This is a genomic window from Croceibacterium selenioxidans, assembly GCF_018599195.1.
GTDB classification, from domain to species: domain Bacteria; phylum Pseudomonadota; class Alphaproteobacteria; order Sphingomonadales; family Sphingomonadaceae; genus Croceibacterium_A; species Croceibacterium_A selenioxidans.
The window spans coordinates 832536-845240 of sequence record NZ_JAHFVK010000002.1; the positions used below are offsets into that span (position 1 = coordinate 832536).

The 12705-nt window shown below is 65.1% G+C and carries 15 protein-coding genes; 6 read left to right on the top strand and 9 right to left on the bottom strand.

Annotated elements, in window-relative coordinates; translation table 11 throughout:
- Window positions 1-83: 83 nt before the first annotated feature.
- Together sciP and KK137_RS12785 are read right to left on the bottom strand one after the other, a co-directional pair.
- The gene (gene sciP, locus KK137_RS12780) at window positions 84-383 is read right to left on the bottom strand and encodes a CtrA inhibitor SciP (RefSeq protein ID WP_214536872.1); all 300 of its coding nucleotides are present in this window, start codon (window positions 381-383) and stop codon (window positions 84-86) included.
- On the bottom strand, window positions 384-713 hold the full coding sequence (locus KK137_RS12785; protein WP_214536874.1) for a hypothetical protein: 330 nt from the start codon (window positions 711-713) through the stop codon (window positions 384-386). It lies immediately after the preceding gene.
- Window positions 714-826: 113 nt separating this feature from the next.
- On the opposite strand from KK137_RS12785, the gene mnmA reads away from it, so the two are divergent.
- The gene (gene mnmA, locus KK137_RS12790; RefSeq protein ID WP_214536876.1) at window positions 827-2011 is read left to right on the top strand and encodes a tRNA 2-thiouridine(34) synthase MnmA; all 1185 of its coding nucleotides are present in this window, start codon (window positions 827-829) and stop codon (window positions 2009-2011) included.
- Here mnmA and KK137_RS12795 read toward each other — a convergent pair.
- Window positions 1978-2316, bottom strand: a complete 339-nt coding sequence (locus tag KK137_RS12795) for a hypothetical protein (RefSeq protein WP_250893849.1) — start codon at window positions 2314-2316, stop codon at window positions 1978-1980. The genes mnmA and KK137_RS12795 overlap by 34 nt on opposite strands.
- A 65-nt stretch (window positions 2317-2381) precedes the next feature.
- On the opposite strand from KK137_RS12795, the gene KK137_RS12800 reads away from it, so the two are divergent.
- Window positions 2382-3509, top strand: coding sequence for a serine hydrolase domain-containing protein (locus KK137_RS12800; protein WP_214536880.1), 1128 nt, complete (start codon window positions 2382-2384; stop codon window positions 3507-3509).
- Here the strand turns inward: KK137_RS12800 and KK137_RS12805 are convergent.
- Genes KK137_RS12805 through pdxH form a run of 3 tightly spaced genes read right to left on the bottom strand, consistent with a single transcriptional unit; the run spans window position 3506 to window position 5834 of the window.
- Window positions 3506-4297: a PhzF family phenazine biosynthesis protein gene (locus tag KK137_RS12805; protein ID WP_214537514.1), complete on the bottom strand. Its 792-nt coding sequence runs from the start codon at window positions 4295-4297 to the stop codon at window positions 3506-3508. The two genes, KK137_RS12800 and KK137_RS12805, sit on opposite strands and share 4 nt — an antisense overlap.
- Before the next feature lie 5 nt (window positions 4298-4302).
- Window positions 4303-5238, bottom strand: coding sequence for a cation diffusion facilitator family transporter (locus tag KK137_RS12810; RefSeq protein WP_214536882.1), 936 nt, complete (start codon window positions 5236-5238; stop codon window positions 4303-4305).
- A complete protein-coding gene (gene pdxH / locus KK137_RS12815; protein WP_214536884.1) occupies window positions 5235-5834 on the bottom strand; it encodes a pyridoxamine 5'-phosphate oxidase in 600 nt (199 codons plus the stop codon). The genes KK137_RS12810 and pdxH overlap by 4 nt, the downstream gene beginning before the upstream one ends.
- 248 nt (window positions 5835-6082) lie before the next feature.
- On the opposite strand from pdxH, the gene KK137_RS12820 reads away from it, so the two are divergent.
- From KK137_RS12820 to KK137_RS12835, 4 genes are all read left to right on the top strand, one after another.
- Window positions 6083-7048 carry a DnaJ C-terminal domain-containing protein gene (locus KK137_RS12820; protein WP_214536886.1) on the top strand — a complete coding sequence of 322 codons (966 nt, stop codon included), beginning with the start codon at window positions 6083-6085 and terminating at the stop codon, window positions 7046-7048.
- A 39-nt stretch (window positions 7049-7087) separates the two neighbouring features.
- Complete coding sequence (locus tag KK137_RS12825; protein ID WP_214536888.1) at window positions 7088-8161, top strand: YihY/virulence factor BrkB family protein; 1074 nt, start codon at window positions 7088-7090, stop codon at window positions 8159-8161.
- Window positions 8158-8964: an enoyl-ACP reductase FabI gene (fabI, locus tag KK137_RS12830; RefSeq protein ID WP_214536890.1), complete on the top strand. Its 807-nt coding sequence runs from the start codon at window positions 8158-8160 to the stop codon at window positions 8962-8964. The genes KK137_RS12825 and fabI overlap by 4 nt, the downstream gene beginning before the upstream one ends.
- 65 nt (window positions 8965-9029) lie before the next feature.
- Entirely contained in the window at window positions 9030-9431 is a 402-nt protein-coding gene (locus tag KK137_RS12835; protein ID WP_214536892.1) for a GFA family protein, read from the top strand.
- A gap of 113 nt (window positions 9432-9544) precedes the next feature.
- On the opposite strand, the gene wecC is transcribed toward KK137_RS12835, so the two are convergent.
- The 3 genes from wecC to KK137_RS12850 all read right to left on the bottom strand — a co-directional run bounded on the left by wecC (window position 9545) and on the right by KK137_RS12850 (window position 12692).
- Window positions 9545-10846, bottom strand: a complete 1302-nt coding sequence (gene wecC / locus KK137_RS12840; RefSeq protein ID WP_214536898.1) for a UDP-N-acetyl-D-mannosamine dehydrogenase — start codon at window positions 10844-10846, stop codon at window positions 9545-9547.
- A 63-nt stretch (window positions 10847-10909) separates the two neighbouring features.
- Window positions 10910-12046: a non-hydrolyzing UDP-N-acetylglucosamine 2-epimerase gene (gene wecB / locus KK137_RS12845; protein ID WP_214536900.1), complete on the bottom strand. Its 1137-nt coding sequence runs from the start codon at window positions 12044-12046 to the stop codon at window positions 10910-10912.
- 46 nt (window positions 12047-12092) lie between these two features.
- Window positions 12093-12692, bottom strand: coding sequence for a hypothetical protein (locus tag KK137_RS12850; RefSeq protein WP_214536901.1), 600 nt, complete (start codon window positions 12690-12692; stop codon window positions 12093-12095).
- Window positions 12693-12705 lie beyond the last annotated feature (13 nt).

Genomic DNA, 12705 nt, shown 5'->3' on the forward strand with positions numbered 1-12705 from the left:
ATGCCCCTAACGGAGGCTGCGCAGATGCGTTCCCCGGCGGCCCACGACGAAGCCGGGGCCCAATGGGCGGAGGATGGGTGAAGTCAGTACTTGAGCTGACGCTCGTACAGGTCGCGATAGTGCTGGATTCGGGTGACGCGCAGGCCCTGCATACCCGAGCGATCGACGGCGCGCTGCCAGCCGGCAAACTCTTCGAGCGTCAAATTGTAGCGCTCGAGCACCTCGTCGATGGTCAGCAGGCCCCCGTTCACCGCGGCCACAACCTCGGCCTTCCGGCGCACGACCCAACGCTTGGTGTTGGGCGGCGGCAAGCTGGCGATCGTCAGCGGTTCGCCAAGAGGTCCGATAACTTTCGCCGGCCGGATATTCTGGTTTTCGATCATTTACTTCCTCACGGCGCCCTGGGAGACGTTGCTTCCGGCATCAATTATTGAAGTCGCGGCATTGCACGCGACGCTTTTGAAATTGGCTGAACCTTCAAGGTTAATCGTCGGTTTGCCATTGTGGTGAGCCGCGATCTTTCGTGCCGAATCGGCATCGAAACTGCCTTCTCCGCCCTGATCGACCCCAAGCCATTCGGCATGCAAGTCACGTGCGGCCGACAGGCGCGCCACCAGTTCGTCCCACCGCAGTGGACGCAGATTTCCGGCTTCGCAACCCTCGCTTTCCAGCGGGTACGACGCGTCGGGCAGGGGTGGCTTTCCTTCGATCATGCCGCTGGATTAGCCCCCTAACGTCAAGAACAGGTAAAGCGGCAGTTTACCCTGCGTTAGGTTCGGTAAACGGCGCTGGAGGATACGGCTCTCCGGGTGTAAAGGCGCGCCGCATGAATCCCGCCTTCAATCTTGCCCGGGTTTCGGCCGAACAGGCCGCAGCCTTGTTCGACTTGCCGCGCGCGGCTGCGCAATGCCGCGTGGTCGTGGCGATGTCGGGTGGTGTCGACAGCTCGGTCGTCGCGGCTCTGGCGGCGGCCAGCGGGGCCGAAGTGATCGGGGTGACGTTGCAGCTCTACGATTACGGCGCCGCTACCGGTCGTAAGGGAGCGTGCTGCGCGGGCGACGATATCCGCGATGCCCGCAAGGTCTCCGACCGCCTCGGCATCGCGCATTACGTGTTCGATCACGAAAGCCAGTTCCGTGAAGAAGTGGTTGAGCGGTTCGCCGAGGACTATCTCGCCGGGCGCACCCCGATCCCCTGCATCCGCTGCAACATGGGGCCGAAATTCACCGATTTGCTGCGCATGGCGCGCGAGCTTGGCGCGGATTGCCTCGCCACCGGCCACTATGTCCGCCGTGTGGAAGGCCCGGCCGGGCCAGAACTGCACCGCGCACTCGATCCGGCGCGGGACCAGTCCTATTTTCTTTACGGGACGACCGAGGAGCAGCTCGACTTCCTCCGCTTCCCGCTGGGCGGCATGCCCAAGCAAGAGGTGCGCCGAATCGCCGAAGAGTTCGGCCTCGCGGTCGCCGCCAAGCCCGACAGTCAGGATATCTGCTTCGTCCCCGACGGCGATTACGCGCGCATCGTCAAATCGGTTCGGCCCGAGGGGGCGCGAACCGGCAAGATCGTCCATGCCGAAACCGGCGAGACCCTCGGCGAGCATGCCGGCGTCATCCATTATACCGTCGGCCAGCGCCGCGGGCTGGAGATCGGCGGCCAGGCAGAGCCGCTCTATGTCGTAGCGCTCGATGCCGGATCCGCGGAGGTGCGGGTCGGCCCCAAGCGTCTGCTCGCCGTCGGATCGGCCCGGATCGCCGAAACCAACCGGATCGGCCCCCTGCCGGACGTGCCGCTAACGGCAAAAGTGCGCTCGTTGGCAAAACCCGTGCCCGTCACGCTCGAAGGGCCATTTGGAGAGGGAGCGGAGGTCACAATCCGCTTCGCCGACCCCGAATTTGGCGTCGCGCCAGGCCAGGCGGCAGTGCTCTATGCTGGCGACAGGGTGGTCGGCGGCGGGTGGATCGAGGCGACCGAGCCCTATTCCTCCCAGGAATCGAGCACGCAGCCGTAACCGTCGCGGTAACGGGCCGTGTCGCTGGCGATCAACGGCACGCTCGCGGTCACACTCTTGGCCTCTTCGTCGTCGCTAAGAAAAACCACTTCCATGCCGGGCTCAAAGTCCTTCTTGCAGTCGCCCAGACTACGCCCGGCGACGTAGCGGCATGAACAAGCCGTGCGAGCGCCATAAGCCGTACCGACCGTGGTGTAGCCCGCGATAGGCTCGCGGTAGATCCACGCCAGCACACCGCCGAGAACAAGGAGCCCAAGCAAGACCGAGGGCCATAGCCTGCGCTTATACCCAGTTGTGCGCGCCATGCTTCGCCCACTCGTTCGCTTTGCGGTTGCCATCGTCCAGTGCCTGTTGGAATAGGTGCGCGCCGATGCCGCGCCCTGCCCTCACTAGCTTCCTTGCCGCCGCCCTGCCAGCCCTGCTCTTGGCGAGTTGTGGCGATGGCTCGTCCACGTCCGAGCCACCGGTGCCGCCCGCTGCGCTCAAGGCGGTGGTCGAGAACCCGGGCGTCAACCGCGAGAAGCTCGCCCGCGCCGTGGACGAAGCCTTCACTCGAGAAGGTATCGGCGAGACGCGCGCGCTCATCGTGATGCACGGGGGCGAGGTCGTGGCCGAGCGTTACGGCGAGGGTTACGGGCCGGAGACGCGCTTCCTTGGCTGGTCGATGTCCAAGACGGTGACGGGGGTGTTGATCGGCCTGCTCGTAGCCGACGGGCGCCTCCACCTTGATGAGCCGCCTCCCATCCCGCGCTGGCAGCGCGCAGGCGATCCTCGCGGCGAGATTACGCTGCGCCAGCTGCTGCAGATGCGCTCTGGCCTTCGACACGAAGAGAAGGCGGAGCCGGTCTACACTTCGGGCGAAGTGCGGATGATGTTCCTCGACGGGCGCGACAACATGGCCGGCTGGGCCGAGGCGCAGCCACTCGAAAGCGAGCCGGGGCGCAAGTTCAAGTATTCAACGCCCGATGCGATGATCCTCTCCGACGTAGCCGGTCGTGTCGTGGCGCCGGACGCCGGAACGGCGGCGGAACGGCAGCGGTTGATGGCGGACTACCTCGACGCTCGCCTGGCCGTGCCGCTCGGAATGAAGTCACTCACTGCCGAATACGATCGGGCTGGGACGATGATGGGCGGCAGCATGGTCTGGGCGACCGCTCCGGACTGGGCCCGTTTTGGCGAATTCCTGCGCCGGAAAGGCTCGGTCAAAGGAGCGCAGATCGTACCGCGGGCCTGGATCGAGTTCATGACCAAGCCGAGTCCGCGCTCGTCCGACTATGGCGCCACCGTGTGGCTCAACCGCGATTCGGGCGGTGACCGCGAGGTGCTGTTCCCCGAAGAGGGCCCCGGCGATCTGTTCGCGGCGGTCGGCCATCTTGGACAGTACGTTCTTGTCTCGCCGAGCCGCCAGCTTACCGTGGTCCGCCTCGGCAAGACCGACGAGCCCGATCGGGCCGCGCTCGTCGAGACACTGGCAAGGATCGTCGACCTCTACCGCTAGAGGTAGAAGTTACCCTCAACGACGGTGACGCACTCTCCGCCCAGCCACGCCTGATCCCCGTCGAGCCGGCAGGTGAGGTCACCGCCACGTGCCGATGCCTGGTGCGCGGTGAAGCTGGAGCGCCTGAACCTAGCCGCCCAGAACGCCGTCAGCACGGCATGGGCGGAACCCGTGACGCTATCCTCATCGACCCCGCCGCCCGGTACGAAAACCCGGCTGACGACGTCGAAATCGCGACCGGGCGCAGTGCAGATGAATTGATCATCGCCCAATTGGCCAAGGCCGCGCAAATCGGGCGTGAGTGCCCGGACCTGATCTTCGTTCTCAAACACGAACACGTTGTAACGGTCGGGATTCCGCCAGACTTCAAGCGGCTTCGCACCGAGAAGAGCGACCGCCTCCGGCCATTCGCCGGGCGTGGTCGGGATCACCGGCAGGGCGAGTTCGTAACCACCCTCTGCGAGGCGCCGCACTTCGAGCACTCCGGCTTTGCGTGTCCGGAACGTGACCCGCTCGCCGCCGTCCCGCCCGAGCAAGACATGTCCGCTGGCGAGCGTGGCATGCCCGCACAGCCGAATCTCGCACGTGGGCGTGAACCAGCGCAGTTCCCAGTCGGCCTCCCCGCTCGCGTCGGGCACCACGAAGGCAGTTTCGGCGAAGTTGTTCTCCTCCCCGATGGCCTGCAGCACTGCGTCGGGCAGCCATTCCGCCAGTGGCATGACCGCCGCCTGGTTCCCCGCGAAGGGACGATCGGCGAAGGCATCGACATGCCAGTAGGGAAAGGACACGCGAGTCACGGCTTGGTCTCCAGCTTGGTGAATTCATCGGATTCGACCAGCTTGTTGCCCGGTTCGTCGACATGCCCGGCAGGGTCGATATGGATCAGCAGTTCGAGCCCGGGAAAAGCCGAACACAAGTCCGCTTCGACACGCTCGATGATGTCGTGCGCTTCGGCGACGGTCATTTCGGGCGGAAGATCGACGTGGAACTGGGCGAAATCGCTTCCGCCACTGGTGCGGGTGCGCAAGTCGTGCAGCTTGCTGAGTTCGGGGTGCTGGGCCGCGCGTTCCACGAAGCGCTGGCGCTTCTCCTCCGGCCACTCGCGATCCATCAGGTGATCGATCGCCTCGGTCGAGGCACGCCACGCCCCCCATGCGAGCCATGCTGCAATGCCGAGCCCGAACAGCGGGTCCGCCCGTGTAAAACCGAGATATTGGTCGAGCACCAGCGCCGCGATCACCGCGAGGTTGAGAAACAGGTCCGACTTGTAGTGCAGGTTGTCGGTCCTGATGGCGATCGAACCGGTGCGACGGATCACGTGGTTCTGCCAGGCAAGCAGCCCCATCGTCGCGCCGATGGCAATGATCGAGACGAGGATGCCCTGTCCAGCCGCCTCGGTCCGGCCGCCTTCGATCAGCGCCGTCACAGCCCGCAAGCCGATAGCGCCTGCCGATAGGACGATCAGGATTACCTGAAACATCGCGGCCAGGGACTCGGCCTTGCCGTGGCCGAACCGGTGGCTTTCGTCCGCCGGCTGCGCCGCGACCCACACTCCGATCAGCGTGGCAAGGCTGGCGATCATGTCGAGCACGGTGTCCGCAAGGCTGCCGAGCATGGCGGTCGAGGACGTGGTCCAGGCCGCCCAGCCCTTCAGAATCGCCAGGAACAGCGCCATCCCCAGCGAGGCGAAGGCCGCACTACGAGTGAGCAAGGCGCGATCTTCGGTCATGGGTACAGCAGCACGCTCGTCCAATCGCCACCGGCGCGGACATACTGGCGCCGCTCGTGCAGCCGGTGCTCTCGTGACAGCCAGAACTCCATCCGTTCGGGGACAAGGCGAAAGCCCGTCCAGTGCGGCGGGCGCGGCACACCCTCCCCGTGGCGCGCCCGCAAGTCCTCGACCCGGTCAAGGTAAGTCTTGCGACTGTCGAGGGGGCGCGACTGATCCGAAGCCGCCGATCCGAGCCGCGAATCGGGGTGCCGCGAAGCGAAGTAGGCGTCGGCCATCTCGGGCCCGACCTCCTCGAGCCGACCTTCGATCCGGATTTGCCTCCCGAGCGACTTCCAGTGGAACAGCAGCGCCGCGCGCGGATTGGCCCGAATCTCCCCGCCTTTGCGGCTCTCGGCATTGGTATAGAACACGTAGCCCTGGGGCCCGTGCTCCTTCAGCAGCACCATGCGCACCGAGGGCATGCCGTCCGCGGAGGCCGTGGCCAGCGCCATGGCATTCGCATCGTTCGGCTCGCTGGCCCGCGCCTCCGCGAACCAGGATTCGAACAACTCGTAAGGATCGCCATGCGGGATCGCGTCCTGTTCATCCTTCACGGCGCAGGGCCTTTCCAAGTTGACAGGGGGTGACGGGGTGACACGGTTCTGACCGAATGTTGGGGACGCCCCCCGAAACTGTCAATTTGCGCAATTTTGTGGAGTTCGAGGCGGCGCGAAAAGTCATGTAAAGACGCCTAACGCCTCGATCGCCTGTAGGAAATACATAGCGGCGGTTTTGGGCCAGCGTGAGACGATCAGCACAGCCTCGCTTGCGCCTTGCCACTGTTCTGCCTAGCTAACACGCCATGGCCGATCCCTATTCCACTCTGGGCGTGCAGCGCGGTGCGAGCGAGAAGGACATCAAGTCCGCCTATCGCAAGCTGGCCAAGGAGCTCCACCCGGATCGCAACAAGGACAATCCCAAGTCATCCGAGCGCTTCGCCGAAGTGACTCGGGCCTACGATCTGCTGTCCGACAAAGACAAGCGGGCCAAGTTCGACCGTGGCGAAATCGACGCGGACGGTAACCCGGCCATGCCCTTCGGCGGGACGGGCGGCTTTCGTCCAGGTCCCGGCGGCGGAGCGCGCAGCTATTCGGCGCGTGACTTCCAGGGTTTTGGCGCCGGGGAAGAAACCGACATCAGCGACTTGTTCGAAGGCCTGTTCGGGCGCGGCTCAGGCGGTTTCGGCGCGCGCGGCGAAGCGCCTGGCGGCATGGGCGGCTTCGGCGGCCGGCGGCAAGCGTCACCGCAACGCGGGGCCAACACCAGCTATCGCCTGAAAGTGCCGTTCGTCGACGCGGCGACGCTGAAGCCCCAGCGCATTACCTTGTCGACAGGCAACACCATCGACCTCAAGCTGCCCCCCGGCGTCGAGGACGGCACGCAGATGCGCCTCAAGGGCAAAGGCGATCCGGGCCCCGCTGGCAGCGGCGACGCGCTGGTGACCATAATGGTCGAATCTCACCCCTTCTACACCCGCGACGGCGACGACGTGCGGCTCGACTTGCCGATCACCCTCGACGAAGCGGTGCGTGGCGCGAAAGTGAAAGTGCCCACCGTCGAAGGCCCGGTAATGCTGACAATCGTGCCCGGCTCCGACTCCGGAAAGGTCTTGCGCCTCAAGGGCCGCGGTTTTTCGAGCAAGAACGGCGGGCGCGGCGACCAGCTTGTGAGGCTTGAGATCCACCTGCCCGAAAATCTCACGGATCTCACCGAACGGCTCGAAGGCTGGAGCGATGGCACCGGAGTGCGGAACCGGCTGGGCGTCTAAACCATTGCGAATGGGATGAAGCCGGTTAGGAGGGGTTGGATGGCTCCCGGACTTACGGACCATGACCGACCCGGCCCGCCGGTACCCGATCGCTCCCCAGAGGCGCGGCGCAAGGAAGCGTTGAGGCATAGGGCGGGACTACCCGCCGATGTTGCCCGGGCGATCGCGCCGGGAAGCCGCCCGCGGCGAGTTGTCGAGCGGGTCCTGACCGGCGCCTACAACGACGGCTTCATCCACGCCGGCAATCTCGCCTACATGACGTTGCTGGCGATCTTCCCTTTTGCCATCACGGCCGGAGCGATTTTCACCGCGATCTTCGAAGAAGGCGATCGCATGGCCATGATCGATGCGGTCCTCGCCGCCGTGCCGCCAGTCGTGGCGGAGGTGATCGAGCCCGTCGCTCGTGACGTGGTGATTGCGCGAAGCGGCTGGTTTCTCTGGGCCGCGGCGTTTGCCGGCCTGTGGACGGTAGGTAGCCTGATCGAAACGATCCGCGACATCCTCCGCCGGGCCTATGGCACGCGCCCGACGCAAGCCTTTTGGAAATACCGCGTCTTTTCGACCGGCATCATCCTGGCCGCGGTGGTCTTGCTGATGCTCAGCCTGCTTGCGCAGGTGTTGATCGGCGCGGCGCAAGAAGTGATCTCCGTCTGGTTCCCCGAGCTCGACGGCGCGATGGGCACGCTCACTTATTCTCGCATGCTGACCGCCGCCGGCCTCTACGTCTCGCTCTACATGCTGTTCTACATTCTGACGCCGGCCGCCTATCGCAAGCCACGCTATCCCAAATGGCCCGGCGCCTTGCTCGTGACGGTGTGGTGGGCTGGCGTCACCCTGGCGCTCCCACCCCTGCTGCGGACCGTTTTTGCCTATGACCTGACCTATGGCTCGCTTGCCGGGTTCATGATCGTGCTTTTCTTTTTCTGGCTGGTGGGCCTAGGGATGGTGATGGGCGCCGAACTCAACGCGGCCCTGGCCGAGACTCCTGAGGAGGAGGAGGACCGGATAGGCCAGACCGACAACAGGGTTCGCGTGAAAAACGGCGCCGGGAAAGACACCAAGACGGACGGCAAGGAGAACACGATGACGGAGGCTGAGAAGGGAAGCCGATGACATCTGGATTGATGGTTGGAAAGCGGGGGCTGATCATGGGCCTCGCGAATGAGAAATCGCTGGCCTGGGGCATCGCGCAAAAGCTGCGGGAGCATGGCGCGGAACTGGCCTTTTCCTATCAGGGGGAAGCTCTTGAGAAGCGGGTACGCCCGCTGGCGGAACAGCTGGGATCGGACTTCTGCTTCGACTGTGACGTTTCGAGCATGGAAGCGCTCGATGCGGCGTTCGAGACCTTGAAGTCGCGCTGGGACACGATCGACTTCGTCGTCCACGCGATCGGCTTTTCCGACAAGACCGAGCTGCGCGGAAAGTATGTCGACACCAGCCTCGACAACTTCCTGATGACGATGAACATTTCGGCCTACTCGTTGGTCGCGGTGACCAGGCGCGCGCGGGAGATGATGCCGAACGGCGGTTCGATCCTGACGCTGACCTACTACGGCGCCGAGAAGGTTGTACCGCACTACAACGTCATGGGCGTGGCCAAGGCAGCGCTGGAAACCAGCGTGAAGTACCTGGCCAACGACCTCGGTCCGGAGAACATTCGCGTCAACGCTATCAGCGCGGGCCCGATCAAGACCCTCGCCGCGAGCGGGATCGGCGACTTCCGGTACATCCTCAAGTGGAACGAGCTGAACTCTCCCCTTCGCCGCAATACCACGATCGAGGATGTCGGCGGGGCCGGTCTCTACATGCTCAGCGACTTGTCGAGTGGCGTTACGGGCGAAGTCCATCATGTGGATTCCGGCTATCACGTCGTCGGCATGAAGCAGGAAGACGCGCCGGATATCTCGCTCGTCTAGCGGGTCTTTTCTAGCACCTTCGTTCCTGATATGTTCTCATCGTCGATTCGCGATGGAGGATGATCATGGCCGAGTCCGGAGGATGCCAGTGCGGCGCCGTACGTTATGAGATAGAGGGGGAGCCGGCGCACAACGCTGTCTGCCACTGCGCGGATTGCCGTGCCGCTGCCGGCGCACCGATGGTAACGTGGTTGGCGGTGAAGGAAGATCAGTTTCACCTGCAACAGGGAGAGCTGACGACCTATCACGGCAAGAACGGCGCCGAACGGCAGTTCTGCCCGACCTGCGGCACCGGCCTGTTCTATCGCAACGCCGGGGTGCTGCCGGGAATTGTCGACGTCCAGTCGGCCACTCTCGACAATGCTGCGGCGATGCCGCCCGGCGCGCAGATCCAGGTCGCCGAACGGCTGCCGTGGATGAAGGACCTTTCCGCGCTGCCTGAATTTGAGCGGTACCCGGGAGGCTGAATTCGCTCGTCCTCTTGAGACAGGGAGTGGTGCCGCAGGCGCGGAGGGTGAGGGGCCACTAGCTTTCGTCTAACGCCCTCGTCCCCAACCTTCTCCCCAGGGGGGAAGGGCTATTACCCTGCCTTGCGCAGGGCCTCGGGCTCCCGAGCAGCCGGTTGGTCCGGCCAGATACCGCGGGTGTCATAGACGGCCTTGCCCGCCCGCTCCGCTAACGGGACCGAGCGGAATACGTCGTGGTCGACGAGGACGATCAGGACGTCGCAGCTTTCAAGCGCGGTATCGATGTCGACCAGCGCGGCGCCGGTCCCCTCGAACTCGCGCGGCAGCTCGGCTGCGTAGGGTTCGACCACAGAGATGCGGCTGCCGTAACGACGCGCGAGAGTGGCGGCGACGAGCCGCGCCGGGCTTTCGCGGAAATCGTCGATGTTGGCCTTGAACGCCAGACCGAGGCAGGCGACGCCGGCGCCCGGATGAGCTTCCACGAGTGCCGTCGCGCGAGCGATCGCGTGATGGATCTTGGCATCGTTGACGCCACGAGCGGTGCGGATGAGCGGTGTCTGCTCCGGCGCGCCGTGGACGATGAACCACGGATCGACCGCGATACAATGTCCGCCGACGCCGGGACCCGGCGATAGGATGTTCACGCGAGGATGCCGGTTGGCGAGGCGGATCACTTCCCACACGTCGAGTTCCATCGCGTCCGCCACCATCGAGAGCTCATTGGCGAAGGCGATGTTGACGTCGCGATAGGCGTTCTCGACCAGCTTGGTCATCTCCGCGCTGCGCGCGTCGGTCGTGACGCAAGTGCCGCGCACGAAACGCTTGTAGAATGACAGCGCCTTGCGCGCGCAACGTGGCGTCACGCCGCCAATCGAGCGGTCGTTGTCGGTCAGCTCCTGGAGAATCCGGCCGGGAAGCACACGCTCCGGACAGTAGGCCAGCGAAACGTCCGGTATGCCGTCGCATAATCCGGGCATGCGCAGGTCAGGCCGCTCGATTGCGATCAGATCGCGCATGGCCTCGGTAGTGCCGACCGGCGAAGTCGATTCGAGGATCACCGTGTCGCCCGGCTTGAGCACCTTCGCCACAGCGCGGGCCGCGGCCAGCACGTAGGAGATGTCGGGCGTATGTTTGCCGTCCTTGGCGAAAGGCGTCGGTACCGCAATGACGAAGACGTCCGCCGGCTCGACCCCGGTCGCCGCGGAGAGCAGGCCGCGCTGGACGACGCCCTGAACGAGGCCATCGAGATCGACCTCCTCGATATGGATCGCACCGCGGTTGATCGTGTCGACCACCTCCTGCGACACGTCCACGCCCTGCACGCGCATCCCGGCCCGCGCGACGATGGCCGCGGTGGGAAGGCCGATATAACCGAGCCCGATTACACTGACTGTGGGTAAAGCTTCACCCCGCACTGACGACCCCTTCGCAAGAACCAGAGCTGGCCATCGCGCAAAAGGGTGAAAGAAGCGGTAACGTTAACCTCGGGCCAGCAACTCCACGATCCGCGCCGAGCTCTTGCCGTCGCCGAACGGGTTATGGGCCCGCGCCATCGCCGCATAGGCGGCAGGGTCATCGAGGAGCCGCTCCGCCTCGGCCACGATGCGGTCTTCGTCGGTGCCCACCAACCGGGCCGTGCCCGCCTCGATTCCTTCCGGCCGTTCGGTCGTCTCGCGCATCACCAGCACCGGCTTGCCCAGCGCCGGCGCCTCCTCCTGCACTCCTCCGCTGTCGCTCAGCATCAGTGTGGCGAGACCCAGCAAGTGCGCGAAATGCGGATAGTCGAGCGGTTCGATAAGCGCGACGTTGTCGAGGCCGGCAAGCTCGGCGTTCATGACCTGGCGGACGTTGGGATTGAGGTGGACCGGGAAGATCACCGCCACGTCCTGGCGGGCTGCAAGACGACGGATAGCTCCGGCGATCGCCTCCATGCCCCCGCCGAAGTTCTCCCGGCGATGGCTGGTGACGCCGATCACCCGCTTGCCTCCAAACTTCCGCTCGAGCTCACTTAGCCCCGACGCCAACTCGGGCTGCTCCGCGATCCGCGCGGTGATCCAGTGCAGGGCGTCGATTACAGTGTTGCCGGTGACATGCACCGTGGCCCGATCGACCGTCTCGCGCCGCAGCGCTTCGGCGGCGGTCTCGGTCGGGGCACAGTGAAGCGCGGCGATCGTGCCGATTATCCGGCGGTTGATCTCTTCGGGCCAGGGATGATGGATATTGCCGCTGCGCAGCCCCGCCTCGACGTGGCAGACCGGAATTTTGCGGTAATAGGCCGCGAGCGCGCCAGCCATCGCCGTGGCCGTGTCGCCCTGCACGACGACCCATTCGGGCCGCTCGACGTCCATGACCTGACCGAGGCCGGTGAGAAGGGCTGCGGTCAGCGCATCAAGCGATTGATCCGGCCGCATGAGATTGAGATCGTAGTCTGGCACCAGGCCGGAGATCGCCAGCACCTGATCGAGCATGCCCCGATGCTGCCCGCTGACGCAGACACGGCTCTCGAAGCGCGGATCGGCCTCCAGCGCGTGAACCAGCGGGAACAGCTTGATCGCCTCCGGTCGAGTGCCGAAGACGGTAAGGATTCGCGACGGGAAGGTTGCGGGAGCATTCATTGCCCCCGCGACTACCGTAGACGGGTTAAGAGCCCGTCAAACGCCCTTACGGAGAGGGCGGAATGGCCAGCGGGTCGACCGTGCGCGGAGCGGCCGTCGGAGCGGCTTCGGGGACCGGGGTGCCCGCGGCATCCTGCTCCCGGCGTTGGCGTTCCATGTATTCCTGCTCGGCCTGTTCGACGCGGGCCTGGGTCTCCGCCGCCTCGGCATCGAGGGTCGCAAGACGCTCCGCGCGCTGGTCGGCGATCAGCTGGCTGAAGCGAACGTCGGTGCCTTCGCGCTTCGCGGCGTAGGCCGCTTCGATGAATTGGGCCGTGCACCCGGTCTGGCCCCCGCCGCCCACCGGAGTGCAAGACATCGGGCCGAACGCACCGACCGTCTCGTACGACTTCACGCGTTGGGCCCAGGACTGGTTCGAGGGGCTGCTGCTTTCCCTCAGCGGTTCGGGAATGCGGAATCGCTCGCTTTCATCCATGCGCGCGCAAACCACGATTTCCCCGGCGACCGAGGGCGGACATTCGTCGTCGCCGTAAATGATCACCGTATTGACCTTGTCGCCGGCCTGGTCCTGGGCCGCGGCAGGCGCAGGCAACAGGGCGATCGAGGCGGCGATCGCAACCATCGAGGGGGCAAGCAGGCGAGTCATTGTCCGTTCCTTC

Excerpts from the sequence above, each read along its gene's own strand:
- sciP (WP_214536872.1), bottom strand. The coding sequence starts at position 383 with ATGATCGAAAACCAGAATATCCGGCCGGCGAAAGTTATCGGACCTCTT.
- KK137_RS12785 (WP_214536874.1), bottom strand. The coding sequence starts at position 713 with ATGATCGAAGGAAAGCCACCCCTGCCCGACGCGTCGTACCCGCTGGAA.
- mnmA (WP_214536876.1), top strand. The coding sequence starts at position 827 with ATGAATCCCGCCTTCAATCTTGCCCGGGTTTCGGCCGAACAGGCCGCA.
- KK137_RS12795 (WP_250893849.1), bottom strand. The coding sequence starts at position 2,316 with ATGGCGCGCACAACTGGGTATAAGCGCAGGCTATGGCCCTCGGTCTTG.
- KK137_RS12800 (WP_214536880.1), top strand. The coding sequence starts at position 2,382 with ATGCCGCGCCCTGCCCTCACTAGCTTCCTTGCCGCCGCCCTGCCAGCC.
- KK137_RS12810 (WP_214536882.1), bottom strand. The coding sequence starts at position 5,238 with ATGACCGAAGATCGCGCCTTGCTCACTCGTAGTGCGGCCTTCGCCTCG.
- KK137_RS12820 (WP_214536886.1), top strand. The coding sequence starts at position 6,083 with ATGGCCGATCCCTATTCCACTCTGGGCGTGCAGCGCGGTGCGAGCGAG.
- KK137_RS12825 (WP_214536888.1), top strand. The coding sequence starts at position 7,088 with ATGGCTCCCGGACTTACGGACCATGACCGACCCGGCCCGCCGGTACCC.
- fabI (WP_214536890.1), top strand. The coding sequence starts at position 8,158 with ATGACATCTGGATTGATGGTTGGAAAGCGGGGGCTGATCATGGGCCTC.
- KK137_RS12835 (WP_214536892.1), top strand. The coding sequence starts at position 9,030 with ATGGCCGAGTCCGGAGGATGCCAGTGCGGCGCCGTACGTTATGAGATA.
- wecB (WP_214536900.1), bottom strand. The coding sequence starts at position 12,046 with ATGAATGCTCCCGCAACCTTCCCGTCGCGAATCCTTACCGTCTTCGGC.
- KK137_RS12850 (WP_214536901.1), bottom strand. The coding sequence starts at position 12,692 with ATGACTCGCCTGCTTGCCCCCTCGATGGTTGCGATCGCCGCCTCGATC.